The 26,644-nt window shown below is 30.3% G+C and carries 26 protein-coding genes; 21 read left to right on the top strand and 5 right to left on the bottom strand.

The window, feature by feature from the left end; translation table 11 throughout:
* Positions 1–2: 2 nt before the first annotated feature.
* The 7 genes from ABDZ69_RS08330 to scpB all read left to right on the top strand — a co-directional run bounded on the left by ABDZ69_RS08330 (position 3) and on the right by scpB (position 6,387).
* Positions 3–821 carry a purine-nucleoside phosphorylase gene (locus ABDZ69_RS08330; RefSeq protein ID WP_343768688.1) on the top strand — a complete coding sequence of 273 codons (819 nt, stop codon included), beginning with the start codon at positions 3–5 and terminating at the stop codon, positions 819–821.
* 17 nt (positions 822–838) lie between these two features.
* Positions 839–2,143: a pyrimidine-nucleoside phosphorylase gene (locus tag ABDZ69_RS08325; protein ID WP_343768686.1), complete on the top strand. Its 1,305-nt coding sequence runs from the start codon at positions 839–841 to the stop codon at positions 2,141–2,143.
* A gap of 84 nt (positions 2,144–2,227) precedes the next feature.
* Positions 2,228–2,572 carry a cupin domain-containing protein gene (locus tag ABDZ69_RS08320; RefSeq protein WP_343768684.1) on the top strand — a complete coding sequence of 115 codons (345 nt, stop codon included), beginning with the start codon at positions 2,228–2,230 and terminating at the stop codon, positions 2,570–2,572.
* Positions 2,573–2,692: 120 nt separating this feature from the next.
* Positions 2,693–3,877, top strand: a complete 1,185-nt coding sequence (locus tag ABDZ69_RS08315) for a D-alanyl-D-alanine carboxypeptidase family protein (RefSeq protein WP_343768682.1) — start codon at positions 2,693–2,695, stop codon at positions 3,875–3,877.
* A 152-nt stretch (positions 3,878–4,029) separates the two neighbouring features.
* Positions 4,030–5,085, top strand: coding sequence for a tRNA nucleotidyltransferase/poly(A) polymerase family protein (locus ABDZ69_RS08310; protein WP_343768680.1), 1,056 nt, complete (start codon positions 4,030–4,032; stop codon positions 5,083–5,085).
* Positions 5,076–5,819: a segregation/condensation protein A gene (locus tag ABDZ69_RS08305; protein ID WP_343768678.1), complete on the top strand. Its 744-nt coding sequence runs from the start codon at positions 5,076–5,078 to the stop codon at positions 5,817–5,819. The genes ABDZ69_RS08310 and ABDZ69_RS08305 overlap by 10 nt, the downstream gene beginning before the upstream one ends.
* On the top strand, positions 5,812–6,387 hold the full coding sequence (scpB, locus tag ABDZ69_RS08300) for an SMC-Scp complex subunit ScpB (protein WP_343768677.1): 576 nt from the start codon (positions 5,812–5,814) through the stop codon (positions 6,385–6,387). Before ABDZ69_RS08305 ends, scpB begins: the two co-directional genes overlap by 8 nt.
* Before the next feature lie 20 nt (positions 6,388–6,407).
* Here the strand turns inward: scpB and ytfJ are convergent, their stop codons facing one another.
* Positions 6,408–6,833, bottom strand: a complete 426-nt coding sequence (gene ytfJ / locus ABDZ69_RS08295) for a GerW family sporulation protein (RefSeq protein WP_343768674.1) — start codon at positions 6,831–6,833, stop codon at positions 6,408–6,410.
* The gene (locus ABDZ69_RS08290) at positions 6,826–7,371 is read right to left on the bottom strand and encodes a DUF2953 domain-containing protein (RefSeq protein WP_343768672.1); all 546 of its coding nucleotides are present in this window, start codon (positions 7,369–7,371) and stop codon (positions 6,826–6,828) included. The genes ytfJ and ABDZ69_RS08290 overlap by 8 nt, the downstream gene beginning before the upstream one ends.
* Before the next feature lie 130 nt (positions 7,372–7,501).
* On the opposite strand from ABDZ69_RS08290, the gene ABDZ69_RS08285 reads away from it, so the two are divergent.
* From ABDZ69_RS08285 to ABDZ69_RS08245, 9 genes are all read left to right on the top strand, one after another.
* The gene (locus tag ABDZ69_RS08285; protein ID WP_343768671.1) at positions 7,502–8,626 is read left to right on the top strand and encodes a D-alanyl-D-alanine carboxypeptidase family protein; all 1,125 of its coding nucleotides are present in this window, start codon (positions 7,502–7,504) and stop codon (positions 8,624–8,626) included.
* Between the two features lie 88 nt (positions 8,627–8,714).
* Entirely contained in the window at positions 8,715–9,965 is a 1,251-nt protein-coding gene (locus ABDZ69_RS08280) for an MFS transporter (protein ID WP_343768668.1), read from the top strand.
* Between the two features lie 11 nt (positions 9,966–9,976).
* Positions 9,977–11,551 carry an ATP-binding protein gene (locus tag ABDZ69_RS08275; RefSeq protein WP_343768666.1) on the top strand — a complete coding sequence of 525 codons (1,575 nt, stop codon included), beginning with the start codon at positions 9,977–9,979 and terminating at the stop codon, positions 11,549–11,551.
* Positions 11,548–12,246, top strand: a complete 699-nt coding sequence (locus ABDZ69_RS08270) for a response regulator (RefSeq protein ID WP_343768664.1) — start codon at positions 11,548–11,550, stop codon at positions 12,244–12,246. The genes ABDZ69_RS08275 and ABDZ69_RS08270 overlap by 4 nt, the downstream gene beginning before the upstream one ends.
* A gap of 105 nt (positions 12,247–12,351) precedes the next feature.
* Positions 12,352–13,788 carry a flavocytochrome c gene (locus tag ABDZ69_RS08265; RefSeq protein WP_343768662.1) on the top strand — a complete coding sequence of 479 codons (1,437 nt, stop codon included), beginning with the start codon at positions 12,352–12,354 and terminating at the stop codon, positions 13,786–13,788.
* A 25-nt stretch (positions 13,789–13,813) separates the two neighbouring features.
* Positions 13,814–14,161, top strand: a complete 348-nt coding sequence (locus tag ABDZ69_RS08260) for an FMN-binding protein (protein WP_343768660.1) — start codon at positions 13,814–13,816, stop codon at positions 14,159–14,161.
* 104 nt (positions 14,162–14,265) lie between these two features.
* Positions 14,266–15,417 carry a 30S ribosomal protein S1 gene (rpsA, locus tag ABDZ69_RS08255; RefSeq protein ID WP_343768658.1) on the top strand — a complete coding sequence of 384 codons (1,152 nt, stop codon included), beginning with the start codon at positions 14,266–14,268 and terminating at the stop codon, positions 15,415–15,417.
* Positions 15,418–15,514: 97 nt separating this feature from the next.
* A complete protein-coding gene (locus ABDZ69_RS08250; protein WP_343768656.1) occupies positions 15,515–16,786 on the top strand; it encodes a putative DNA modification/repair radical SAM protein in 1,272 nt (423 codons plus the stop codon).
* Positions 16,786–17,529 (top strand): TIGR03915 family putative DNA repair protein, encoded by a 744-nt coding sequence (locus ABDZ69_RS08245; protein WP_343768655.1) that lies wholly within the window; start codon positions 16,786–16,788, stop codon positions 17,527–17,529. The genes ABDZ69_RS08250 and ABDZ69_RS08245 overlap by 1 nt, the downstream gene beginning before the upstream one ends.
* A 5-nt stretch (positions 17,530–17,534) precedes the next feature.
* Here the strand turns inward: ABDZ69_RS08245 and ABDZ69_RS08240 are convergent, their stop codons facing one another.
* On the bottom strand, positions 17,535–18,929 hold the full coding sequence (locus ABDZ69_RS08240; protein WP_343768653.1) for a hypothetical protein: 1,395 nt from the start codon (positions 18,927–18,929) through the stop codon (positions 17,535–17,537).
* 132 nt (positions 18,930–19,061) lie between these two features.
* On the opposite strand from ABDZ69_RS08240, the gene ABDZ69_RS08235 reads away from it, so the two are divergent.
* Entirely contained in the window at positions 19,062–19,562 is a 501-nt protein-coding gene (locus tag ABDZ69_RS08235; RefSeq protein WP_343768651.1) for an AbrB family transcriptional regulator, read from the top strand.
* 29 nt (positions 19,563–19,591) lie between these two features.
* Here the strand turns inward: ABDZ69_RS08235 and ABDZ69_RS08230 are convergent, their stop codons facing one another.
* The gene (locus ABDZ69_RS08230; protein ID WP_343768649.1) at positions 19,592–20,773 is read right to left on the bottom strand and encodes a dicarboxylate/amino acid:cation symporter; all 1,182 of its coding nucleotides are present in this window, start codon (positions 20,771–20,773) and stop codon (positions 19,592–19,594) included.
* Positions 20,774–21,200: 427 nt separating this feature from the next.
* Here ABDZ69_RS08230 and ABDZ69_RS08225 point away from each other — a divergent pair, with 427 nt between their 5' ends.
* A complete protein-coding gene (locus ABDZ69_RS08225) occupies positions 21,201–22,187 on the top strand; it encodes a sulfide/dihydroorotate dehydrogenase-like FAD/NAD-binding protein (RefSeq protein WP_343768647.1) in 987 nt (328 codons plus the stop codon).
* Positions 22,184–23,461: an FAD-dependent oxidoreductase gene (locus ABDZ69_RS08220; RefSeq protein ID WP_343768645.1), complete on the top strand. Its 1,278-nt coding sequence runs from the start codon at positions 22,184–22,186 to the stop codon at positions 23,459–23,461. Before ABDZ69_RS08225 ends, ABDZ69_RS08220 begins: the two co-directional genes overlap by 4 nt.
* A 342-nt stretch (positions 23,462–23,803) precedes the next feature.
* Here the strand turns inward: ABDZ69_RS08220 and ABDZ69_RS08215 are convergent, their stop codons facing one another.
* Positions 23,804–24,382: a DUF4878 domain-containing protein gene (locus tag ABDZ69_RS08215; protein ID WP_343768643.1), complete on the bottom strand. Its 579-nt coding sequence runs from the start codon at positions 24,380–24,382 to the stop codon at positions 23,804–23,806.
* Between the two features lie 511 nt (positions 24,383–24,893).
* On the opposite strand from ABDZ69_RS08215, the gene ABDZ69_RS08210 reads away from it, so the two are divergent.
* Positions 24,894–25,874 carry a hypothetical protein gene (locus ABDZ69_RS08210; protein WP_343768641.1) on the top strand — a complete coding sequence of 327 codons (981 nt, stop codon included), beginning with the start codon at positions 24,894–24,896 and terminating at the stop codon, positions 25,872–25,874.
* Positions 25,875–25,876: 2 nt separating this feature from the next.
* On the top strand, positions 25,877–26,443 hold the full coding sequence (locus ABDZ69_RS08205) for a hypothetical protein (protein WP_343768639.1): 567 nt from the start codon (positions 25,877–25,879) through the stop codon (positions 26,441–26,443).
* Positions 26,444–26,644 lie beyond the last annotated feature (201 nt).

Here is a 26,644-nt window from a genome sequence, read left to right as displayed (position 1 = left end):
AAATGGATTTGATAGAAAAAATAAATAAAGCTAAAGAATATATAGTAGAAATAGATAATTCTCCAATTAACGTGGGAATAATTTTAGGAACGGGTCTTGGAACTCTTGCAGATGAGATAGAAAATAAAAGGATTATAAAATATGAAGAAATACCTGGCTTCCCAGTATCAACGGTAGTTGGTCATGCGGGAGAGTTAATAATAGGGGAATTAATGGGCAAAAAGGTATTGGCTTTAAACGGAAGATTTCATTATTATGAAGGATATGATATGGAAACTGTAACTTTTCCAATAAGAGTAATGAAGGCATTAGGAATAGAGAATATGATAGTATCCAATGCAGCTGGAGGAATGAACCCTAGCTTTGAACCTGGAGATTTAATGATTATAGAAGACCACATAAATTTTATAGGCAATAACCCTCTAATAGGAAAAAACTATGATGAATTAGGACCAAGATTTCCTGATATGTCTAATCCATATTATAAAGAATATATAAAATTAGTTAAAGAGTGTGCTATGGATTTAAATATAAAAATTCAACAGGGAGTATATGTTGCTATATCTGGTCCAAATTATGAAACATCGGCTGAACTTAGAATGCTTAGGCTAATAGGTGGAGATGCAGTTGGAATGTCAACAGTACCGGAGGTTATAGTAGCTAATCATATGGGGATGAAGGTTTTAGGAGTATCTTGTATTACAGATATGGCCTTAGGAGATAGCTTAGAGCCTTTAGATCATTCAAAAGTTGTAGAAACAGCTAATAAAGCAAAGGGTAAATTTGTTACTTTAATAAAAGAATATATTAAAAGAATGTAACCGAAGAGGTGAATGTTATGAGAATGTATGACCTTATATTAAAAAAGAGAAATGGTGAAGAACTTACAACGGAAGAAATAAATTACTTTATTGATAGTTATACTAAAGGAAAGATACCAGATTATCAAGCTTCTGCACTGCTTATGGCTATTTATTTTCAAAAGATGAATAGAAGAGAAACGGCTGATTTAACTATGGCTATGGCTCATTCGGGAGATGTTTTAAATCTTTCTTCTATAGAAGGAATAAAGGTAGATAAACATAGTACTGGTGGTGTTGGGGATACTACTACTCTAGTTTTAGGACCCATGGTAGCAGCCTTAGGTATACCTGTGGCTAAAATGTCAGGAAGAGGGCTTGGCCATACGGGGGGAACTATTGATAAGCTAGAATCATTTGAAGGTTTCTCAGTGGAAATGTCTGAAGAAGAGTTTATAAGCAATGTAAACAAGATAAAGCTTGTGGTAGGTGGTCAAACGGGTAATTTAGCACCAGCAGATAAAAAATTATATGCTCTCAGAGATGTAACTGCAACCGTTGATAATATATCTTTAATTGCATCAAGTATAATGAGTAAGAAAATTGCAGCAGGTGCAGATTGCATTGTGCTAGATGTTAAAGTAGGGGAAGGAGCCTTTATGAAAAATAAAGAAGCTGCTTTTCAACTGGCAGAGGAAATGGTTTCTATAGGTAAAAGTGTAGGTAGAAATACCGTAGCTGTTATTTCTGATATGAATCAACCCTTAGGATATGCCATAGGAAATGCTCTTGAAGTAAAAGAAGCTATTGATACTTTAAAAGGAAAAGGTCCAAAGGATTTATATGAACTTTGTTTAACCTTAGGTTCTCACATGGTGGTTTTAGCAGGAAAAGCTGAGGATGAAGCTCATGGCAGAAGGCTCCTTATGGAAACAATAGAAAACGGTAAGGCTCTAGAGAAGCTGAAGGAGTTTGTAAGAGCACAAGGTGGAGAAGATACTTCAATAGAACATATTGAAAATTTACCTAGAGCTGAATACATAACTCCAGTTATTTCCGATAAAAACGGATATGTTGGTAAAATACATGCTGAAAGAATGGGAATAATAGCAGCTGAACTAGGTGCTGGAAGAGCTACTAAAGAAGATATAATTGACTTAGCTGTGGGTTTGGTTTTGGTTAAAAAGGTTGGAGATAAAATTTCAAAGGGAGATACATTAGCGTATGTTTATGCTAATGATAAAGAAAAAGGCGAGAAAGCAGTAAATAATATATTAAACAATTATGAAATTTCTGTAGAGAGAGCCGAAGACATTCCTCTTATATATGGAATAGTAAAGTAAATTATATTTTGTATCATAGGTTACGGATATTTGGTAAATAATATAATATACTTAGCTTAAGAAGAATATATGGAGGGTGATTTTATGAATAAAAATTTAATCAAAAATATAGAGTTTTCTAAAGCTTTTGATATGGAGTCTTTAGTTGAATATGGAGAAGGGAAAGTAATAAGCAGAACCCTATCTCAAGGAAAGGCTTCAAGCATTACAGTATTTGCCTTTGATAAAAATGAAGAAATTAGTTCACACGCTTCCGCAGGAGATGCAATGGTGCATGTATTAGATGGAGAAGCTGAAATAACTATTGGAGAAGAAAAGTTTAACGTGAAAAAAGGTGAAGTGATTGTAATGCCTTCGGGAATACCTCACTCTCTATTAGCTACTGAAAGATTTAAAATGCTATTAATTGTAGTATTTAAACAAGATTAAATATTTAAAGAATGAAAACCATCTTATTGAAAAATAAGATGGTTTTTTATTATTACTCTCTTTTAAGGGATAAATTCTAAAGGGCTGGGAAAAATATTTCTGAAAGGAGAGGAACATTTTATGAAATTGAATTTTAAAAAATTAATTAGTGTTTTATCAATTTTTACATTCCTTGCTGCTCAGAGCGTGTATTTACCACTAGAGGCAAAGGCTGAAGGAGAAGCAATAAAAGTAGAAGCCTCTTCTGCAATACTTATGGAACCAATCACAGGTAAAATAATATTTGAGAAAAATCCCCACGAAAAATTTGCTCCAGCTTCAGTAACAAAAATAATGACTATGTTAATTGCTATGGAAGCAGTGGATTCTGGCAAAATTAAACTAACTGATAAAATGACCGTTAGTGAAAATGCTAAGAATAAGGGGAAGAACGGTAATAGTTCAATGTTATTAGATACTGGTGAAATAAGAACTGTAGAGGAAATTTTAAAAGGTATAGCCATAGCTTCGGGTAATGATGCTGCTACCGCCATGGCAGAATATTTAGGAGGTAGTGAAGAGGGTTTCGTAAAGATGATGAACGATAGGGCTCAAGAATTGGGAATGAAGAATACTACTTTTAAGAATCCAAGTGGTTTATCTGCGCCAGGACACTTAACTACTGCCTATGATATTGCTCTTATGTCAATGGAACTTATAAAGCACCCTGCAGTTTTAAAATATACAGGAACTTATATGGAAACTATATCTGAAGGAAGAAAAAGTCCCATAGGATTAGTAAATCATAATAAGTTAGTTAGATTCTTTAAAGGTTGTGATGGATTAAAAACTGGATTTACAAATGAAGCTAAATACTGTATATCTGCTACTGCTGTGAGGGATGGAGTTAGAATGCTGTCTGTTATAATGGGTGCTCCAACATATAAAGTAAGAAATAGAGATGCAAGTATGCTTATGAATTATGGCTTTTCTAAATTTGAGAGTAAGAAAATTCTTACTAAAGATGAAGATATAGAGAAGGTACAACTAGGTAAAAATGAAAATAACTTCTTTATGGCAAAAGCAACAGAAGACTTTAATTATGTAGCTGAAAGAGGAAATAAGGATAAAATAACTAAAAAATTGGTGGTAAATTTAGAAAAGAAACATTATAATAAAGGTGAAGTAGTTGGAGTTTGCGAAATATACTCAAATGAAAATATAATTGCAAAAATTAACATTTATTGTGATAGAGATATTAAGAAATCAGGACTTTTAGATAATTTAAAATATAACTTTAGAAATCTTTTCAACAATGGAATATAAAGTAAAACTTTGTTCAGATGGAGTGAAAACTCCATCTGAACTTTATTGAAGGGAAGTTAAAATTGATAATAGAAAATTTGGATAATAATAAGTTGTTTATAGTGTATTTATTAATTAATATATTAAAAGAGAAGAATATAAGGGGTTATTTAGTGGGGGGAGCGGTCAGAGATTTAATTTTAGGAGAAAAGGTTAGAGATATTGACATTGGATTAGAAGAAGATCCTAAGATAATAATACCCTATATTGAAAATCATTTAATTTCTTTTACCTATCATGAAAAATTTAATACCTCTACTCTTCATTTTAAAAATGGAGAGAGTATTGATTTGATTAGATGTAGAAAGGAAAAATATTTAAATAATGGAGGATTACCAATTGTACAGCCCTCAAATATAAGGGATGATCTTTTCAGAAGAGATTTTACTATAAATGCTATGGCTATAGATTTATTAAATGGAGAAATAATTGATTATCATTTTGGTAAAGAGGACTTAGTAAATAAAAGACTAAAAAAGATACATGAGAATAGTTATTTAGAAGATCCTACAAGAATATTTAGGGCAGTTAAATATGCTATGAGATATGGTCTTGAAATTTCAGATGAGGATGAAATAATTCAATGTATCCAAAATGGTGCTATCGACACCTTAAGCGTAGATAGAATAGTAAAAGAAATTCTTATGATTTTAGAGGAAGATACATGGACTGAGGCCTTATGTTACTTAAATGAATTAAACATTTTTAAAGTTAACAAAGAAGTATTAGGAAAACCTAATACTTTAGAAAGTTATGATAATATCTTATTAAGAATTTTAAACCTTTTCTACTCGTTAGAAAGAGAAGAGGACAAGAGTATTCTAATAAATAATTCCATAATACCTAAGGAGATAAAAAAAGGAATGGGTAGATATTTATATGAAAAAGATATTGTAGAGAAATTACAGCTTCAAAATAATAATTATAATATATATAATATATTAGAGAAAAGTACATATATTGAAAGGGTAATTTTATTATGGAATAAGAAACTAAAATATAAAATAATTAATTTTGAAAAAAATTTAAATAACTCTAAGATATTAGACGAAAACTTTATTAAATCCATCAAGGGAAAAAGTGGTAGAGAAATTAATGAAATAGTTAAAAATATTAAGAAAGCAAGTCTATGTACAGGAATAAAAGGGGGGAATTTGAAATGGCTTTAAATTTAAAAATTGAAAATTTTGAAGGTCCTTTCGACTTACTGCTACATTTAATAAGAGAAAATAAACTTGACATTTATACTATAAAAATTTCAGAGATTACAAATCAATACATAGAATATATTAATTCTTTAAAGGAAATGGATTTAGAATTAACTTCTGAATTTATATTAATGGCAGCTACTTTAATTAATATTAAGTCTAAAGAACTGTTGCCTAAAATGCATGATGAAGAAGTTGCTGCAGCATTGGAAGAAAAATATACGGAACAAGACCTGTTAGAGAAGCTTATACAATATAAAAAATTCAAAGCTCTATCAGCATTTTTAAGAGAAAGAATGGCTTCTGAAGAAATAATATTTACTAAAAAGCCTGAAATTATAGAAGAAGGAGTAGTTGAAGATAATATATTTAAAAGTATTACTATGTTAGAACTTTATAATTTATTCAATGAACTTATGAGAACATATTCTAATAGAATCAACATAGATTTAATGCCAAAGGAAATACCCGTAGATAAATATAAAATAGAAGATAAGATGGTTTTTATAAAAGATTTTATTAGAAGAAATAAAAGAACAACCTTTTCAAATATTGCTAAGCAATGTGAACATAAAATGGAAATAGTGGTGTGCTTTTTAGCGTTATTGGAATTAATTAGATTAAAGATAGTAAATGTATTGCAAGACGGGAATTTTGTAGAAATAATTGTTCGTAGGAGTGATGAGGATGAGTAAAATAAGCTTGAATCAAATGGATTTGGAAGGAAAGTGCGTTAAAAATAATTATATTTCAGTTATAGAATCTCTATTATTTGCAAGTGGTGAGCCTTTGAAAATTAGAGAGATAAGTAACATTTTAGAGTGTAGCTTAAATTTTGCAAAAGAATTAATTCAAGATATGAAAGTGAATTATGAATCAGCGGATAGAGGGATAAGACTTTTAGAAATAGAAGATAGTGTTCAGCTCTGTACAAAAAAAGAAAATTTTTCTTTTTTGCAGAAATTATTAAAAACAAACACACGACAGTCCCTATCTCAGGCAGCATTAGAGACCTTGGCAATAATCGCGTATAGACAACCTATTACTAGAATAGATATCGATGAAATTAGAGGAGTTAAAAGTGATAGTGCTGTGCAAACCCTAGTTGAAAAAAATCTCATTAAAGATTGTGGAAGATTAGATGTTCCTGGTAGGCCGATATTATACAGTACTACAGAAGAATTTCTAAAAAACTTTGGACTAGAAAGTCTTGAGCAAATGCCTAACTTAGAAGAGGTATTAAATATGTATGAAGAAGAATAGAACTACTCAATTGAGCAGTTCTATTCTTCTTCATTAGAGCAATATGGGGAGTTCTTTTCTATCTTGCTTTCACAATCCTTACTCATGTATTCTTTAAACATGTCAATTACTTGAGGAACTGTGTCTATTATTCTATCATATGAGCTATGACTTTCTAAAGGAAGCAGTCTAACGGTATTGTTTTTCATTACTAGAAATGCTACAGGTTTAAGAGTTATTCCAGCGCCAGAACCTCCGCCAAAGGGATATTTTTGGTCGTCTTTTGTAAGGCATTGAGAAAATTCGCTTCCTCCTGAAGCAAAACCAAAGGAAACTCTTGATATTGGAACAATAAAGGAACCGTCCTTTGTTTCTACAGGATCACCGACTATTGTATTCACGTCTATCATGCCCTTTAAATTTTCCATAGTACTTTTCATTAGATTTTCAATTGGATGATTATCCATATACTACTCCTCCTTCAATATCTTTTGTTTTCTTATTATAGCTTTTTCTTAATATTACATATATAAAGATAATTTTTACTAAACTAACATAAATTATTCCATTTAGCTCTAAAATAAAAAGCATTTTATTATAATTAGGTGTTAACTGAAAATTCATGTCTTTTACTTTTAGTATTGAATAAAAAAACCATTCTATAAGACTATAAAAATTATAAATTAACCCAAACAATATTGCAGTTACAGCAGCATCATCTAATCCGTAATTCAAATTCACGTTTAGTTTAATAGACGGTTTTAGTTTGTTTTTTTTCAATATACACCATAGAGTTTTAATATCAGCAGAATAAATCTTCTTTTTCTTTTTCACCTTATTTAACTTTATACTATCTTTTTTTAACTTTTCAGAATTTATTTTTATATTTTTATTGTATATTTTGAGAGTTAATTTATTAACATCATAAAATAAATAAAATTTAATTGGAATTGGCATAATAAAAATAGTGGTGAAAATCATAATAATTATTAATATCTTAAACATATTTATTCCTCCGTTAGATGTTTATAATTATAACCACCTTGATTAAAACTATACAAATCATATGGAAGAATTTATATGAGTAATTTAATTAATATGTGAAAAAATAATAAGCAGAGGAAGAGGTGATAAAATGAAAAAGGGATTTAAAATATTAATTATTCCTTTATGTATGTTTTTTATATCCATATCTACAGCTTCCTATAAAGCCAATGCTAGTTTTACTACAAAGGCAAAGGAAAAAAATACGAAAATAAATTCCCTAGCTTATATAGCATTAGATGCAAAATCAAAAATTGTTTTAGTAGAAAAAAATTCTGAGATAATTGTCCCTATGGCAAGTACTACAAAAATTATCACTGCTCTAGTGGCTCTAGATTATGGAGACTTAGATAAAAAGGTGGAAATATCCTCTAGAGCGGCTGCCATAGGAGGTTCAACAGTAGGATATAGAAAGGGAGAAAAGGTAACTATAAGGGAACTTATATATGGATTAATGCTAAGATCAGGCAATGATGCGGCTATAGCTCTAGGAGAAGGTATAAGTGGAACTGTTGAAGAATTTGTAAAACTTATGAATGAGTATGCTACAAAAATAGGGTTAGTAGATACACATTTTCATTCTCCTCACGGATTAGATAATCCTGAACATTATTCAACTGCTTACGATTTAGCGGTTCTTACTGCTCAAAGTAAAAAACACCCTTTATTTGATAAAATAGTACGAGAGAAAGAAATTAATAGTGAAAAATATGGATTCACTAGAAGTTTCCATAATATCAATAAAATATTATGGCAAATTCCAGAGGCTAATGGAGTTAAAACTGGGTATACAGGAGGAGCAGGCAAATGTCTTGTAACATCTGTAACTTTGGATGGTAACGACATAGTTATAGTTGTATTAAATTCTCCTGAAAGATGGAGTGATACTAGTAAAATATTTAATTCAGTTAAGAAAGATTATGAATATAAAAAATTTTTTTCAAAGGGCGACAAGTTAGGTTATGCTCCAGAAGGAAAAAATAAAGTGAGCTTAATATGTGATCAAGATATAATATTACCTATTAGAAAAGACAAAAACTATACTTCAGTTATTAAGCCTCCAAAATATATTAAGCACGATATATATAAGGGAGATAATGTGGGAACTGTATTTATTTTTGAGGAAGATAAATTAGTATTTAAACAGCCATTAAAATCTGATAATTACTATAAAGTTGGGTTAATTGATAAGATTATGATATTAAATAAGAAATAATGTGAAGGCAGAGGTTTTAAGCTTCTGCTTTTTATTGTATAGTTAAAATGCATGGATAATTTGTGAAATTAGTTTGGAGTGATGATTTGTGGGAAATACTGAAGTTTTTAAGAATAAAAGTTTTACTCTTCTTTTTTTAGGTAAGATGGTTTCAGATTTAGGAGATCAAATATTTAATTTAGCAGTGGGATGGCATATTTTAAAAATAACAAATTCCGCCTTTCAAATGTCTATATACATATCTATAGGAACTATTATACATTTGTTATTAGGACCTTATGGAGGAGTAATTGCAGATAGAGTAGATAGAATTAAAATAATATATATGGCAGACATCATAAGAGGAATTACGTTACTTTCTTTAACTCTTATAATGTATATGGGAATTGAAAGCATAGGTGTTTATTATATTTCTTCGGCAGTTATTAGTATATGTGGAGCTTTTTTTTATCCCGCTTCCATGTCTATAATACCAGATGTGGTTGAAGAAGAAGAACTTACCAATGCAAATTCTCTAATTTCTATGATACAAAGCTTTTCAAGTAGTGTGGGACTTTTAATGGGAGGGTTACTTTATGGAGTGGTTGGGATTAGAGGAGTATTTATAATTAACGCATTAACTTATTTAATCTCTGGGATATGGGAAATGTTTATTAAAACAAGAAAATGTACAATTTTAAATGAAAATCATCTAAAAAACAGTGTATTTAAAGATTTACAAGAGGCATTTGTAATAATAAAGAAAGAAAAATCCTTATACTTAATATTGACTTTTTCTATAGTACTTAATTTTTTTATTACTCCTTTGATAGTAATTTTTATACCATATATGTTAAATCAACATTTAAAAACAGAACCTATAGCTCTATCCTTTGTTCAAGGAGCAGGGAGTGCAGGTTACATATTAGGAGCCATGATGTTGCCAAGCTTATCGAAAATAAGTAAATCAAATAAAAGAATAGTCACAGGAACTATATTGTATAGTGCTACAACACTTATGATATCCATTTTACTTATATTGAATTTTAAGGGTTTAGTTAATGTAAAATATCTAATAATATATACAATAGTTTCAATGGGAGCAATGGGTATTTTTAATGCTATAATTAACATAACTATTAATATATTAATGCAAAAGATTGTATTAAAAAAATATTTAGGTAGAGTTAATGCTCTGTCTAGCACTATGGTTATGGCAGTTACTCCAATATCTATGGTACTAGGAGGGAGATTAGTAGATAAGTTTTCGTTGATAAATTTAATGTTTATTACAGCTTTAAGTCTTATTTTTATTTCATTGATTTTTAGTTTTAAGAAAGAAATTATAAATATACAATAATAGGAGGAAGTATGAAGCTACAAAGCAAAATAACTACATATATAACAGTGATACTAAGTATTGTTATAACGCTTACGGGATATTTATCTTTTACAGAAATGAGAAGGCTCATTAAAGAAGAACGCTCAAAAGAAGTGCTAAAGCTTGCTAAAACAGTTTCTACTATAGATTTAATAAAAAATGATTTAAGAGACAAAGATACTCGAGGCTCAATTCAATTTTATGTAGAAAGATTAAGACTACAAACAAATGTGCAGTTCATTGTTGTTATTGATATGGATAGAGTGAGATATTCTCACCCCTATGAAGAAAATATTGGTAAGCCTTTTGTAGGAGGAGATGAAGAATTGGTGCTATCTACCGGAGAAAGTTATGTATCCGAAGCGGTAGGAACCTTAGGACCTTCATTAAGGGGATTTGCTCCAGTATATAAAGATGGAGTTCAAGTTGGAGCTGTGGTAGTAGGTATATTGATTGGAAATGTTAACAAAGAAATATATCAAAAGTTTTCTAAATTCATACCATTTTTGATTCTAAGTTTAACTATTGGAATATTAGGAGCTTCGCTTCTAGCCTATAGTATAAAGGAAAGCATATATGGGTTAGAACCTGAGGAAATAGCACTATTGTTAAGTCAAAAGGAAGCCATTATTGAAAGCATTCGGGAAGGAATTGTGGCAGTAGATACTAAGGGAAATATAATAAATTATAATAATGTGGCATCGCAATTATTGTCTCTAAACAATAAAGATTTAGGGAAAAATATCATAAACTATATAAAGGATTATTCCATTTTAGAGGTTTTAGAAAAAAGAACCTCTATAAAAAATATTGAAAATAGAATAAATAATAATAGAAATATTATTTGTAATTATAATATTCTTATGGATTATGATAAAAATCCCTTAGGAGTGGTTATAAATTTTAGAGATTTTACAGAAATGAAAGAACTAGCAGAAGAATTGACTGGAATTAAAAAAATATTATGGTCTTTAAGAGCACAAAATCATGAATTTATGAATAAGCTTCATACTATATCAGGGTTAATTCAATTAGAAGAATATGATAAAGCAATAGAATATATATCAAAAGTGGGTAATAAGAGAAGAGAAATTAGTGATATATTAAATAAAGATATAAATAATTTGCCATTACAAGGACTACTTTTATCAAAATATAATAAAGCTGAAGAAGAAAAGGTAGAATTTTTAATATGTGATAAGGCAAAGTTAGATTTTTTACCTGAAGAATTAAATTCCGATGATCTATCTTCAATAGTAGGAAATTTAGTTGATAATGCTATAGAGGCCGTAAAGACAGATGGTAGTGGTATAGTTAAGTTTAATATTTATAATGATGAAAGTTTTTTAAATATAATAGTTGAAGATAATGGTCACGGAATAGAGGAAAGTATAAAGCATAAGATATTTGAAAGAGGAGTTTCTACTAAGGAAGGGCAAAGGGGTTATGGAATGCACATAGTAAAAAATATTGTAGACAAGGCTAAAGGCACCATAGAATATCAAGTTAATGATGGAACAGGAGTTATTGTTAAAATACCTATGAAAGGAAAGATAAGTAAATGATAAAAGTTATGATTATAGAAGATGATCCCATGGTTAGAGACATTAATGGGAAGTTTTTAAACAAGATTGAAGGTTTTGAGTTATCTTCTTCTGTAGGAAGTTTAAAAGAAGCCCATGAATACTTAAAGCAGGATAAACCAGACTTAATTTTATTGGATATTTACATTCCAAGAGAAAATGGTTTAGATTTTTTAAAGTTTTTAAGAAAAAATGAAATTTACTGTGACGTTATTTTAATAACTGCAGATAAAAGTAAAAACTCAGTAAAGGAGGCCTTTATGTATGGAGCTGTTGATTATTTAATAAAGCCCTTTACTTTTGAAAGATTTGAAGAAGCCATTAAGACTTATAAAGAAAGATTTATAAAACTAAAAAGCTATGAGTCTATAGAACAAAATATTATTGATGAAATGATTAACAATATGTCTCATGAAGAAGAAGAAAAAGAGGGATTGACCTCCACGGAAGATTTAGATAAGGGGTTGAACAAGTTTACTTATTTTAAAATATGGGATTTTCTTATATCTCTTAAAGAAGAGTATTTTACTGCAGAGGAAGTTGCTGAAAGGCTTGGTATGGCAAGGATTACTGTGAGAAGATATTTAGAGCATATGTCCAAGGAAGGTAAACTTGTTATTAAATTAGAATATGGTAGGGTTGGAAGACCAAAGCATATGTACAAGATAAATTTGTAAATTTCCGAACAAAATGACCAAAAATAAAAATATGAATCAAATATTGAAATGTTATAAAATTAACAATATAATAAGGTCAAAGTAGATTGGAAAGGGGTATAATTTATGAAGATAAAAAAATTAATGTCAGTAGTTAATGCAGCAATAATAACAACAACGGTACTAGCAGGTTGTGGCAATAGTAAACCAGCTGTATCAAATTCCGTTAAAACAGATATAGTGGTTATAGGAGCAGGAGGAGCTGGACTAGCTGCAGCTGTAGAGGCTAAAAATGTGGGAGCCAATGTAATAGTTCTAGAAAAAATGCCTATGGTTGGAGGGAATACTCTTAGAGCCACTGGTGGAATAAATGCAGCAGGAACCAAATTTCAAAAAGCAAATAAAATTAACGATACAGTAGAAAAGTTCTATAATGACACCATGAAGGGTGGATATAATAAAGGGGAACCTGAATTAGTTAAATTACTAGCTGAAAAGTCAGCTGAAGCAGTAGAGTGGCTAGCAGATTTAGGAGCGGATTTGACAGATGTTGGAAGACTAGGAGGAGCAAGTGAAAATAGAGCTCATAGACCAACGGGCGGTGCAGATGTAGGTTCTGAAATCGTTAAAACTTTGAAAAAAGCAGCTGAAGAAAAGAAAATAGATGTAAGAACAATGAATACAGCATTAGAAATACTAAAAGATGATAAAGGAAATGTTAAAGGTGTAAAAGCTTTAGATAAAGAAGGAAAAGAATACACTATAGATACTAAAGCAGTTGTATTAACTACTGGTGGATTTGGCGGTAGTGAAGAAATGTTTGTTAAATACAATGAAAATCTAAAGGGATTTGGAACAACAAATCATGCAGGAGCAAATGGAGACGGAATAATAATGGCTGAAAAACTAGGAGCAGAGTTAATTCAGATGGAAGAAATTCAAACTCATCCAACAGCAGTTCCAAGTAATGGATTTATGATCACTGAAGCTGTTAGAGGAAATGGTGCTATACTTATAAATCGTGAAGGAAAAAGATTTACTAATGAAATAGGCACAAGAGACGTAGTTTCAAAAGCAGTTTTAGCACAAAAGGAAAATACAGCATATTTATTGTTTGATGATAATGTAAGAAAGAGTTTAAAAGCCATTGAAAAGTATATCGATATGGAATTAGCAGTTGTTGGAGATTCAGTAGAAGATTTAGCTAAGAAGCTAAGCGTTGACCCAGCAGCATTAAAGAAAACTGTTGATAATTACAACGGATATGTAAAGAGTAAGAAGGATGCTGAGTTTGGAAGAGCAGATATGCCACGTGAATTTGGAAACGGAAAATATTATGCAATAGAAATTAAGCCAGCGGTTCATCATACTATGGGTGGTATAAAAATTAATACTTATACTGAAGTTTTAAACAAATCAGGACAAGCTATAAAAGGACTATATGCAGCAGGAGAAGTAACTGGAGGAATCCACGGTGGAAATAGATTAGGTGGAAATGCTTTAGCAGACTTAATTGTATTTGGAAGAATAGCAGGAAAAAATGCAGCAGGATTTGTAAAATAATTTAGAGAATACGGAGGAGTATATAATGAAAAATAAATTTTTAGCAGGCATAGTTACAACAGTTATGGTATTAACATTAACTGCTTGTGGAGGAAGTAAATCAGCTTTTAAAGATGGTGAATATAAATCAACAACTAAAGGACATAATGGTGATTTAACTGTAACAGTACAGGTAACTGACGGAAAAATAAAAGATATTCAAGTTGGTGACCATAAAGAAACCGATGGAATATTTGATGGAGTTAAAGATAACTTGATACCAGAGATAATCAAAAAGCAGTCAACAGAAGGTATTGATACAATTACAGGTGCCACAGTTTCTAGTAAAGCAGTTTTAACAGCTGTAAATGATGCATTATCACAAGCTAAATAAGTAATTTATTATTTAAAGGAATCAGTAGACTCTGATTCCTTTTTATTTTATAAAAGTTTGGTATAATATATATATGATTAAACTTATAGATAGGGGAGAGTTAAATGGAAGAGCAAAAGGATGTTACAATGAAAGAGTTTATAGAAAGCATTGAAAAATCAATGAGAAAAATTAATAAAGGTGATGTTGTTAAAGGTACAGTAATATCATTAAATGATGAAGAAGTATTGGTGAATATAGGATATATGTCAGATGGTGTAGTTCCTAAAAATGAATTGACCTTTGAAGGGGAAGTTAATCCTCATGACATATTAAAGGCTGGTGAAGAAATTTTTGTATATATACTAGAAATTAATGATGGTGAAGGGAATGTATTACTTTCCAAGAAAAGAGCAGATGTAGTTAAGAATTGGGATGATTTAGAAGAAGCTTTTGAAAAAAAATCTGTTTTAACTGTAAAGGTTAAGGAAGGCGTAAAAGGAGGAGTAATAGCTTTTATAAAAGGAATAAGAGCGTTTATACCAGCATCTCAAATTTCTACACAATATATAGATAATTTAAATAATTTTGTAGGGGAAGAACTTAAAGCAAGAATCATAGAATTTGATAAAGATAAAGAAAAGCTAGTGTTATCCTCAAAGGAAATTCAATTAGAAGAAAAAGAGAAAAGCAAAGAAAAGACATGGAATAGTATTAAAGTGGGTGAAAAGGTAAGTGGAAAAGTAACTAAACTAATGAAGTATGGTGCTTTTGTAGATTTAGGGGGAGTAGAAGGATTAATTCATATAAATGATCTGTCATGGAAAAAGGTAAACAAACCAGAAGAAATTCTTTCTGCTGGAGATGAGGTTGAAGTATTTATAACTGATTTAGATAGAAGTAAGAATAGAATTTCTCTAGCGCTTAAGGATGTAAAAGATGATCCTTGGAAAAATGTAAAGTATAAAACAGGAGAAATTCTAGAAGGAAAAGTAGTTAGGCTCTTGGAATTCGGTGCCATTGTAGAGCTAGAAGATGGAATAGAGGGTCTTGTACATATAAGTGAAATATCTGATGATAGAATATTAAAGGTAGATGATGTTCTTAAATTAGGGGATAAAGTTAAAGTGAAAGTAATTGACATAAATAATGAAGGAAAGAAAATTTCATTAAGCATTAAAAACGCAAGCAATCCCTATGAAGAAGAATTGAAAAAATTCAACGATACAGAGGAAGGATTTACTATAGGAGAGCTGTTTAAAGATTTGTTTAAATAATAATTATATAGATAAAGTCAAAAAGGAGTTTAAAGCTCCTTTTTTTATATTTACAAAAGAACATATGTTCTGTATAATTGTAATTGGGGTGATATTTATGGAATTAAAGGAAAAGCTAAGAATACTTTCAGATGCTGCAAAATATGATGTGTCCTGCTCCTCTAGCGGAAGCAATAGAAAAAATAAAAATAATGGATTAGGTAATGCTAGTCCGTCAGGGATATGCCATAGTTTTACTGAGGATGGTAGGTGTATATCTTTATTAAAGATTTTGCTAACTAATTATTGCTCTTATGACTGCGCTTATTGCGTAAATAGAATTTCAAATGATGTAGAAAGAGGTATTTTTACCCCAGAAGAAATTGCAGATATAACTATTAATTTTTATAAAAGAAATTATATTGAGGGTTTATTCTTAAGCTCTGCTGTATATAAAAATGCAAATTATACTATGGAACTATTAACAAAGGTGGCTCTATTACTTAGGAATGTTCATAAATTTAATGGTTATATTCATATGAAAGCCATACCTGGGTCGGATCCACTATTAATTAAAAGATTAGGAGAATTAGTGGATAGGCTTAGCGTTAATATTGAATTGCCAAGCAATAATAGCTTAAAACTCTTAGCACCTCAAAAGGAAATAAGTAGTATAATAACTCCTATGAAATTTATAAAAAATCAGATTGATAACAATAAAGAGGAAAAGATTAAATATAAAAACTCACCTAACTTTGTTCCAGGAGGTCAAAGCACTCAGCTTATTGTAGGGGCAACAAAAGAAAACGATAGAGAAATTTTAAATCTTTCCCAAAATCTATATAATAGTTTTGGATTAAAAAGAGTATATTATTCTGCATATGTCCCTGTATCCATGGATAAGAGGTTAATTGATATAAAAAATCCTCCATTATTAAGAGAACATAGACTTTATCAAGCGGATTGGCTAATAAGGTTTTACGGATTTTCTTCTCATGAAATTCTAGATGGAAAAGAGAGCAATTTAAGCTTAGACTTTGATCCTAAGACTCAATGGGCATTAAATCATTTAGAGTATTTTCCAATAGAAGTTAATAAGGCTTCTCCAGAACAACTGTTAAGAATACCAGGAGTTGGGGTTAGGTCTGTAAATAAAATTATTAAAATTAGAAAGGTACATACCATTGCTTTTGAAGATTTAAAAAGTATTGGGGTAGTATTGAAAAGAGCTAAATATTTCGTAACTTGCAAGGGTAAATATTATGGGGACATAAAATTTCAGGAGGAGAGTATTAAATTCAAAATATTGAATGGTGATAGTAAAGATAACTATCAGCAAATATCCTTGTTTGACTTAGAAAGAAACAGTAGATTGTTAGGTGATATATAATGACAGTATATGTGTATGATGGAAGTTTTGAAGGACTTTTAACGGTTATTTATGAAGTATACTATAACAAAGATAAACCAGAGGTTGTCTTTAAGAAAGAAGAGTATGTACATAATTTTTTACATAATGTAATAGAAATATCTTCAGATGAAAACAAGTGGAAAAAGGTATATGAAGCTATCAAAATAAAGATATCTGGAGCAGTTTTAAGGAACATATATTTATTACATCTTTCTGAATTAAAAAATATAGAAAGGCTAATCATTGAATATACTAAATTAGCCTTTAAAATTGGAAAAGATGTAGATTTACATATGTATAATGCCATGATTTTTGAAGTTCATAAAGTAATTAAAAAAGTGGAATATGAAAAGCATAGAGTGGTAGGCTTTGTAAGATTTGCGTCTATTGGGGAAAGTTTATTTTATAGTAAGATAGAGCCAGACCACAATATATTAGAACTTATAATGCCGCACTTTTCTCAAAGATTTAAAGAGGAAAACTTTATAATTCATGATATAAAAAGAAAAATAGGAGGAATATATTCTAAGGAAAAGGGAAAATGGCATATACACACACTATATCTAGAAGATATTCCTCAAATAAACAATGATGAATTATATAACAAGTTATGGAAAGAGTATTTTACTAGTGTTTCAATTAAAGAGAGAAAAAACCATAGGCTTCAAAAGAGAATGATGCCTAAAAGATATTGGAAGCATATGAGTGAATTCAATTCTTAAATAAACTAAATCAAGAACATTGCTAGGATTGTTGTTATAACTAAACCTATAGCTACAGGTTTGAAGTTACGTCTAGCTAGCTCAAAAGGGTCTACCTTACAAATAGCAGCAACAGGGATTAATGCCCAAGGGATAATGGTCCCACCTCCAACCCAAATTCCAGCTAGTTGACCTAGAGCTGTTAAGGTTGCAGTTCCTCTTCCTAGTGCAATACCAAATATTTTGGCTACAGAACCTGCTAGGGATATACCGGAGAACCCCGAACCATCTAGTCCTGTTATTATGCCAACGGTAGTAAGAGTTGTTGCGCCGATGGGAGCATTTAGAGGAACTGCGTTTGCTATAAATACTCCTAGGTCATTTACAAGGCCTGAAGAACCTTTAGGTAACACTTCACCAAAAACACTTAAAAATCCTGAATCACCTAAAAAGAAAAATGCAGCTATAGGAATAACAGGACCAAATACTTTAAAACCAAAAGTAAATCCTTCTACTATATAAGAAATAACAAGGGAAGAGGCTTCCTTTTTCTTTATAAATACTGTTATTAAAATTAATATTATTAAAGCTGTTCCGCCTATTAAAGCAGTTGCATCTCCACCTTGAAGATTCAATTTATACATTAATACTATGTCAATAGCAAACGTAAGTGTAATGATAATAGCAAAAATCTTCTTGAGACTAGGACTTATTAAAGATTGAAACTCTCTATCAGTATCATTTATATCATATTCGCTACTATCTAATTTCAATAGCCCGGTTTTCATATCTTTTTTTATCATATAAAATGCAACTACAGTGGTTACAATACCCATTATAAGAACTAGAGGTACAGAAGCGGAAACCACTTCTCCTACAGGAATACCTGCTCCGTCTGATGTAAGATTAGGAGCCCCTTGAATTACAAAGTCGCCAGATAAAGCTATACCATGGCCAAATAAATTCATTGCAACGGCAGCGCCTAAAGCGGGTAATCCTGCTTTTACTGCGGCTGGAACCAGTATAGCACCTATAAGAGCAACAGCAGGTGAAGGCCAAAAGAACAAAGAAATTACCATCATAAATATACCGATAATCCAATAGGCTAGAGTAGGAGTTTTCATTAGTTTAGTAAAAGGCTTAACCATAGTTTCGTTAATTCCAGTTTTCTGCAAAACAACGCCCATGGCGGTAATTAAAGAAATTATCAAAATAGTTCCTATAAGCTCATTTATTGCTAAGGCAAAACTACTAAATATACCAGTGATTGCACTGGAAATAGAGCCTGTGGCAAAAATACCCAACGTAAAAATACCAAGAACACATACTATAGTAATATCTTTTTTAAAAGTCATAAACAGAAAGATAACTATAATAAACAACAAATAAATGTAGTGTAAGGAATTTAAACTAACAGCCATATATAAGCCTCCTATAATATTATATCTGATATTAAAAAATATGAAGTTTCCTTACAATGTGTTACAATTATATTTATAATATGGAATTTAAGTTATAAAGTTAATTTTTAGGGATATTATGGAGGATGTTTTATGGAAAAGATATTTTATACTTTATTAATAGCGTTTATTGGAGGAATTATTGGTATAAAAGCTAAAATTCCAGCAGGTGCCCTAGTGGGGGCTATGATTTCTGTAGCTATATATAACATTTACACTGGAAAGGGTGAGATACCATACAATTTTAAATTATTAAGTCAAATTGTAGTAGGGGGAATGATTGGCTTAAACTTTACTATAGACAGTGTGCAGCAGATAAAAAAGATAATACTTCCTTCTGTTATATTAGTTGTAGGATTAACGGTATTTAGTCTTTCATTAGGTTTTATAATACATAAGATAAGTGGAATTGATTTAATAACAGCACTATTTAGTAGTGCTCCTGGTGGGATAACAGATATGACATTAATATCAGAAGCATATGGAGCAGATATAACTAAGGTGGCTTTGCTTCACTTAATGAGATTAGTAACAGTGATTACTATTATGCCCTTAGCTATAAAAGTTTTTACAAATATTATTTATAAAAAATAAAGTGGCTTAGAATTAAGCCACTTTGCTTTTTATACACTAACCGAAACGGTTTTATCTTCGTAAACTCTGTCAACTATCATGGCAACAGCTTGGTCACCTGTTACGTTACAAGCAGTACCAAAGCTATCTTGTGCTATATAAAGTGCTATCATTAAAGATAACATGGTCTGGTTAAAACCAAGCATAGACTCAAGAAGTCCTAAGGAAGCCATAACTGCTCCACCAGGTACTCCAGGTGCTGCAACTATGGATATTCCAAGCATAGCTATAAATCCAAAGAAACCATTAAATTGAATTGGCATTCCATTTAACATCATAACAGCCATAGCACAGGTTGTTAAGGTTATTGTACTACCTGACATGTGAGTAGTTGCACATAAAGGAATAACAAACTCTCTTACACCTTTGGAAATTCCCATTTTTTCAGAACACTGTACGTTAACAGGAATTGTTGCTGCAGAAGATTGAGTGCCTAATGCAGTAAGGTAGCCAGGAACTTGGAATTTTAGACATTCAAATAAGTTCTTCTTGCCAATTGCTGCACCTATAACAAATTGGAATACTATTATAGTAATGTGAGCTATTATTACCATAAGGAATACTTTTCCAAACACTGAGAACACCGAAACAACTTGTCCGGACTTTGTCATATTTGCAAATATACCCAAGATGTGTAGTGGAAGTAATGGAATAACAATATTTTCAATTACTTTTGTTATAATTTTTTGGAAGTCTAGAGCTAATTTTTTTAGATCTTCACTCTTAATAGCAGCAATACCAAGCCCTAGGATAAATGCTAATATCAATGCAGTAGTTACCCCCATAACAGGTGGCATTGGCATAGAAAAGTAAGGTTTAAGTTCAGCGCCAGCCTCTCCTATGGTTTTTGCAGCTTCGGCACTTATAAACTTTGGCAAAAATGATTTACCAAGGGTATAAGCAAATAAACCAGAAATTAATGTGAAACCATAAGATAGTCCTACAGTTATAGCTAATAGTTTTCCTGCGCCGGTGCCTAGCTCTGCAATACCGGCGGTAACGAATCCAAGTATTAACAGTGGAACTATGAAACCAAGAAAGCTACCAAAACCTGAGCTAAATGTAACAAAGATACGAATAATTGCTTCTGGTAGAAATTTACCGATAATTACACCAAGTAAGATACCGATAATGATCTTTGGAATCAATCCTAATTTTAATTGTTTACTCATATTCTTTCCCCCAATTAAATTTTTTGAATTGACAAAGTATTTTGCCAATGAAGAAAGTATATCATAATTATAACTTGTCCGCAATATGCGAAATCAAGGTATTAGAGCAATTTAGCTTCATAAAATAATGTATGTATTTTTTTTGAATATAGCTAAAATGAATAAAAAAACTATATAAAATAATGGGATTTATAGTAGACAAAGTTTGTTTTATTACATAGTTATATTTTAAATTTTGTAGATATAATAGAGAAGCTGTAATAAATTGTTTTTGTTGAAATTTTAAAAGTAAACTCTATGCGGACATTATATTAAAATGTGAATTTACATAATGATTGGTAAATAATTAATGATATTTTTCAGTAACAAAATACTAATTATGAAATAAATTGTTATTGTAGGTAAAACAATTATTAGGGGGGGTAAGATGAACTATGAAGTAAGAGATTGTATGGACGCAGGAAGTGAATTTTGTCCATGCCATCTTGCAGAAAGTGGAGAATGCTTATTATGTTCCCAATTAAGAGGCGAAAATTTTTGTGATTGCATTAATTGGAAAGGAGTATGCATATATCAAGAATTTATATGGAATGGAACAAAGCCTAAGGATGGAAGATGTGAAATAGAGAGTGTGCTGTTAAATAAAGAGTATGTTTATGAAGATTTGGTGTTATATACAATATCAGTACCTCATAAGCTTGCCAAAGAATTAAATAGGCCAGGAAGTTTTGTGTTTTTAAGAAAGCCAGAAAGTGAATATTTCTTTTCAACACCTATTTCCGTCATGGAAGTAAATGTAGAGGAAAATAGAATTGTACTAGCAATTGAGATAAAAGGAGTAAAGACAAAAAATCTTGATGGCATTAAAGTTGGAGAAGATATAATGCTTAAAGGGCCCTATTGGAATGGTATTTTAGGAATGAAAAATCTAGAAAAAACTAAAGATGGAGTTGCTGTTGTAATTTCTAGGGGTATTGGTCAAGCGCCAATAGTTCCAGTCTTAAAAAAGCTCTATTCAAATGGAAATAAAATATATGTTATTGTTGATAAAGCTCCCTACGAAGATATGTTCATTAAAAAATATGTAGATAAATACAACTGCGAATATATAGAAACCAAGGTTATAGATGATAAGGGAGAAATCCCACCAGAACTTAAAAATATATTAATATCTATTTTAAAAAATGAAAAGGTTAATGTGATACACACATCAGCTGCCGACATTGTTAATTATAATATAATGAAGTTGGTAGGCGAAAGCGTTGAATTTTCTTGTTGTAATAATGGTAAAATGTGCTGCGGCGAAGGAGTATGTGGAAGTTGCAGTGTAAAAAATAAGTACTTTACTATTGAAAGATCTTGCAAGCTTCAAATAGATCCAAGAAATATTTTGGAGGGTAGAAAATTACTATGAAGGTTATAATTATAGGTGGAGGATGGGCAGGTTGTGCAGCTGCCATAAGTGCAAAAAAAGCAGGAGCAAAGGTGCTTTTATATGAAAAAACAGACATGCTAATTGGATTAGGTAATGTTGGTGGAATAATGAGAAATAACGGAAGATACACTGCTTCTGAAGAATTGATTAACTTAGGAGCAGGTGACTTAATAAATATTACAGATAAAAATACTAGACATAAAAATATTGAGTTTCCAGGACATGGTCATGCATGGTTGTACGACGTAAATAAGATAGAGCCAGAAGTTAGAAATCATTTAATTAATCTAGGTATAGAATTGAACTTTACAAGTAGAGTGGTAGATGTTGAAAAGATTGGGAATAAGATAATAGGAGTTTATTTATCCGATGGAACCTATGTAAAAGGCGATGTGTTTATAGAAGCTACGGGATCTACAGGACCTATGGGGAATTGTTTGAGATATGGAAATGGTTGCTCTATGTGTGTACTAAGATGCCCAGCTTTTGGACCAAGAGTAAGTATAAGTGCTAGAGCTGGAGCAGAAGATTTACAAGGTGAAAGGGAAGAAGATGTATATGGAGCATTTAGTGGTTCTTGTAAGCTTTGTAAAGATAGTATAGCAGAAGATTTACTAAAAGAAATTGAAGAAAAAGGCGGTGTGGTATTAAAGGTACCACCAGAAGATATAAACATAGATAAATTAAAATTAAAAGTGTGCCAACAGTATGCTTTAAGAGAGTTTGCAGAAAACATTGTGCTCCTAGATACGGGTCACATTAAACTAATGACTCCATTTTACCCACTAGATAAACTTAGAAAAATTATGGGACTAGAAAAAGCAAAATATATAGATCCTTATGCAGGAGGAAAAGGAAACTCAATAAGATATCTTTCTGTAGCCCAAAGAACTGACGATATGAGAGTAAAAGGCTTAGATAATTTACTTTGTGCAGGAGAGAAGTCAGGATTATTCGTAGGCCACACTGAAGCAATGTGTACAGGGTCTTTAGCAGGGCATAATGCAGTTAGACACTTGCTAGGTATGCCACTTCTTATCCTACCTAAGGCTACTGCTATAGGAGATTTAATTTCCTACGCTAATTTCCAAATGGAAACAAAGGAAGGCAGAAGGAAGAGATATACTTTCGCAGGAGCTGAATATTTTAATAGGATGAAGGATTTAGAGTTGTATTCTACCAATAATGAACAAATTAAAAATAGAATAGAAAAATTAAATCTTGCTAATATTATGGCAGAGAGATTAGTTTAAAGATGAAAGAAAGGAAAATAGATATAATTGTTAAGAGTGTGAAAGTTATTCTGTAAATAGCTTTCTATGATAATTATTTTAAGGCATGGAGATCAAGAGATGCCCCATGCCCTAATTTGTATATAATGAATAATTAATTACATGTGAAGAGCACCCTAAGAAAAGGGTGCATTAGTGGCTAAATATAAAGCCTTAGTAGTATAGAATACCATTCTTACGTCTGCTGAGAACTTAAATCTGGAATAGAAAGTGTGAAATTTATACTAAGTAATTAGATTATAAATTAATAAAAAATAAACCCTGGAGATTTACTCCAGGGTTTTCTATGTGTATTTATTGCCTTTATTGAAAAGCTTCAAAGGCTTTCTGTATATTACCTGTCATAGCATCAAATAAATTATCAGTTGGCTCAATTAACCAACCTTCTTTTTCTTTAACTAATTTAATTTCTATTTCGGTAACAGTTTTAGGTGCAGTAGGCGAATTTATGGCATTTAAATAGTATTGCATGATTGCTTCATCTTGCTTATCTTCATTTATAGGTTGTCCGGAAAATGCTTGAGCCATTAAAGTAGGCAACAACTCCGTAAACATTTTTGTAGTTATATTTGGCAAATCTACAGATGTAATTTTAGCTTTTACTGTAGCAGTACTACCATCTTTAGTAGTATTATCTATTTGATATTCAATCTTAGAAAAAATGGATTTAATGAGTTTTTCCTGATCTTCATCATCATATTTTAGATTAATTTTATTTCCATCATTTTTTAAATAGGTTACAGCTTTATCAAAATCTAGTTGTGCTATTGCAGTCATAAAGTTAGTAACTGTGTCCTCAGGTTTTGCGGCACAACCAGTTAAAAAAAATACAGATAAGGATAAAGTTAATAATAACATGAAAGATTTTATTAATTTCTTCATACTAATTCCCCCTTGATAACATGTATAACTATATATTATCAGCATTAGAAAGATTATACAAGTAAGGATTATATTTGATATAGAATAATAAACCCTGGGGATTTACTCTAGGATTATTAGCTATATAATTTAATAGGTGTAATTCTAGCTGGGCAGGTTGCGCAACAGCCATAAGTGTAAAAAAACAGGAACAAGGGTACTTTTATATGAAATACATAATAGCTGGATTAACAGGTGGAATAGCCGCTGTATTATTAAGGTATGTTAAAATTAAAAGATAATAGATATATTAATATAAAAGAAAAGTAAAGCTTAAGCTATGGGTTAGGTTAACGATTAACTTGTGGCTATTTCTATTTTAGTCATATATTTCCACTAATATTGTCGAAAAGCTTGTCTCATTTGTAGAAAAGATTTACAATTGGGAAAGAAAGCACTTAAAAGGGCTAGCTAGAAGTATTTTCTAAGAATAAAGTATATTTAATGAAGTATACAAATATAGGGGTGGAAAATGGAAAAGCAAAGGAAAACAGAGGTATATAAAATTTTAATTCTAAAGAAGCAGTTAGAACGTGATAGCTCGGAGTATGTTTTACAGGAACTAAAAGAAGAAATAATACTTAAAGAATTTTTAGATTATTTTTTTATATTTAACAAATATGATGAAAAAAAAGGGAATAAATATACTATAAATAGTAAAGATATCTGTTATTATATTGATAGAGTTGATGAATGTAAATGTATTAAAAAGGTTAGATTAAAATATATAAAATTTAATAAGAGAACTAATATCGTAGATATTCAAACATTAAAACCTAATTATAAAAAAAACAAAAATGAAGGAGATGAAGAAAAACAACATTATTTAGTAAAAATATTCGAAGATAAGAATAGAGCAGTATTAATATGGGAAAAGATAGTTGGTGCTGTTACTACAGGAATATTGGAGAAAGATATAAATAGAAGTTACAGGAAGTGGGTTAAGGAACATAAAAAAGACAAAAAGGATTTACTGTTACAGTATGATTTAAATATTGAAGTAGTCCCATCTCCTAAATTTATTGAAGAACTTATGAAACTTGATAAAATTTCATTGATAAAGATTGTTGTAGATAAAGAAAGTCTTACTGATGATGAGGAAATAATATTCTCTGAAGAGCACATAAGTAAAGACGAAGTTGAAGTGTTATATAAACCTATTCAATCAAGATCATTTTCAAAGACTAAGGTAAGAAGTTATTATAAACAGTTTGAAAATCAGACAGGAAAAAAGAAGATAATAAGAATGGTTATCCAAGGAAGAAAAGATGCAAATGTAATTCGACTTGATACAGAGGGCATGAAATTGAGTGAGTATATAAATACAAAAATAGATTCAGATGGATTAATTGACACAGAATCTATTTTTGAGAAATATACTGAATTAGTTAATAAAAATTTTAAGGAGTATTTTAATAATATTTTCATAGAGATTGATGAAAGTGAGGAATGAGAATGTTTATAAAAATAGGTATTATACTAAATAATTTCTTTAAATCTTCTAAAAAGAAAGAATTGTTTGAACTTATATTAGCACCAGCTTTAATTACCTCAGTATTATATCTATTTTGCAATAATAAAATAAACGATTTTGATAAATTTATAATAAGTTTTAATGATACTGCTATAACTATAACTGCTTTATTGTCAGCTTTTGGATTGACAGCATTAAGTATTTTGGTTACTTCGTCAAGTGAAAATATAGAAACTGCTAAAATGAAACTTACTCAAAGAAGGGATGGAAATAGAAAACTAATTAGTTATTATAAATTGCTTGCTATAAGGAGTTTTTTTAGTCTTTTTCTTCAATTTGGGGTATTAATATTAGCAATAATAAACAAATTTTTAATTGAAATTTGTAGAAGTGAGATTATTTTTTATATAGAAGTCTTTCTTCTAATGAGTTCTATATTTACACAAATTTTTGTAGTTAATAGCATGTATTATCTTTTAGCTACTCCTAAAGTTAAGAGTAGTGATGAAGAGGATAGTGATGATATTAATAATAATATAGAAGAATAATTAAAAGGTAGTATTGGAGAAATCCTATACTACCTATTTTTTACTTCAAATTTATTATGAATATAGGCCCCTTGGTTTCAGCTAAAGATAAGAATTCACAAAAGATTTGTTTAATAATAAAAGGTTGGTAAATAAATTACCAGCCTTTTATTATAAATATTTTTTTATCTTTAGGTAAAAATAATCTTAAAAAACTAAGGG

The sequence above is a fragment of the Clostridium malenominatum genome, from assembly GCF_039521365.1.
GTDB classification, from domain to species: Bacteria; Bacillota; Clostridia; order Clostridiales; family Clostridiaceae; genus Clostridium_AW; species Clostridium_AW malenominatum.
The sequence above is the reverse complement of the archived record's forward strand: the minus strand, read 5'-3'. Positions and strand labels throughout refer to the sequence as shown.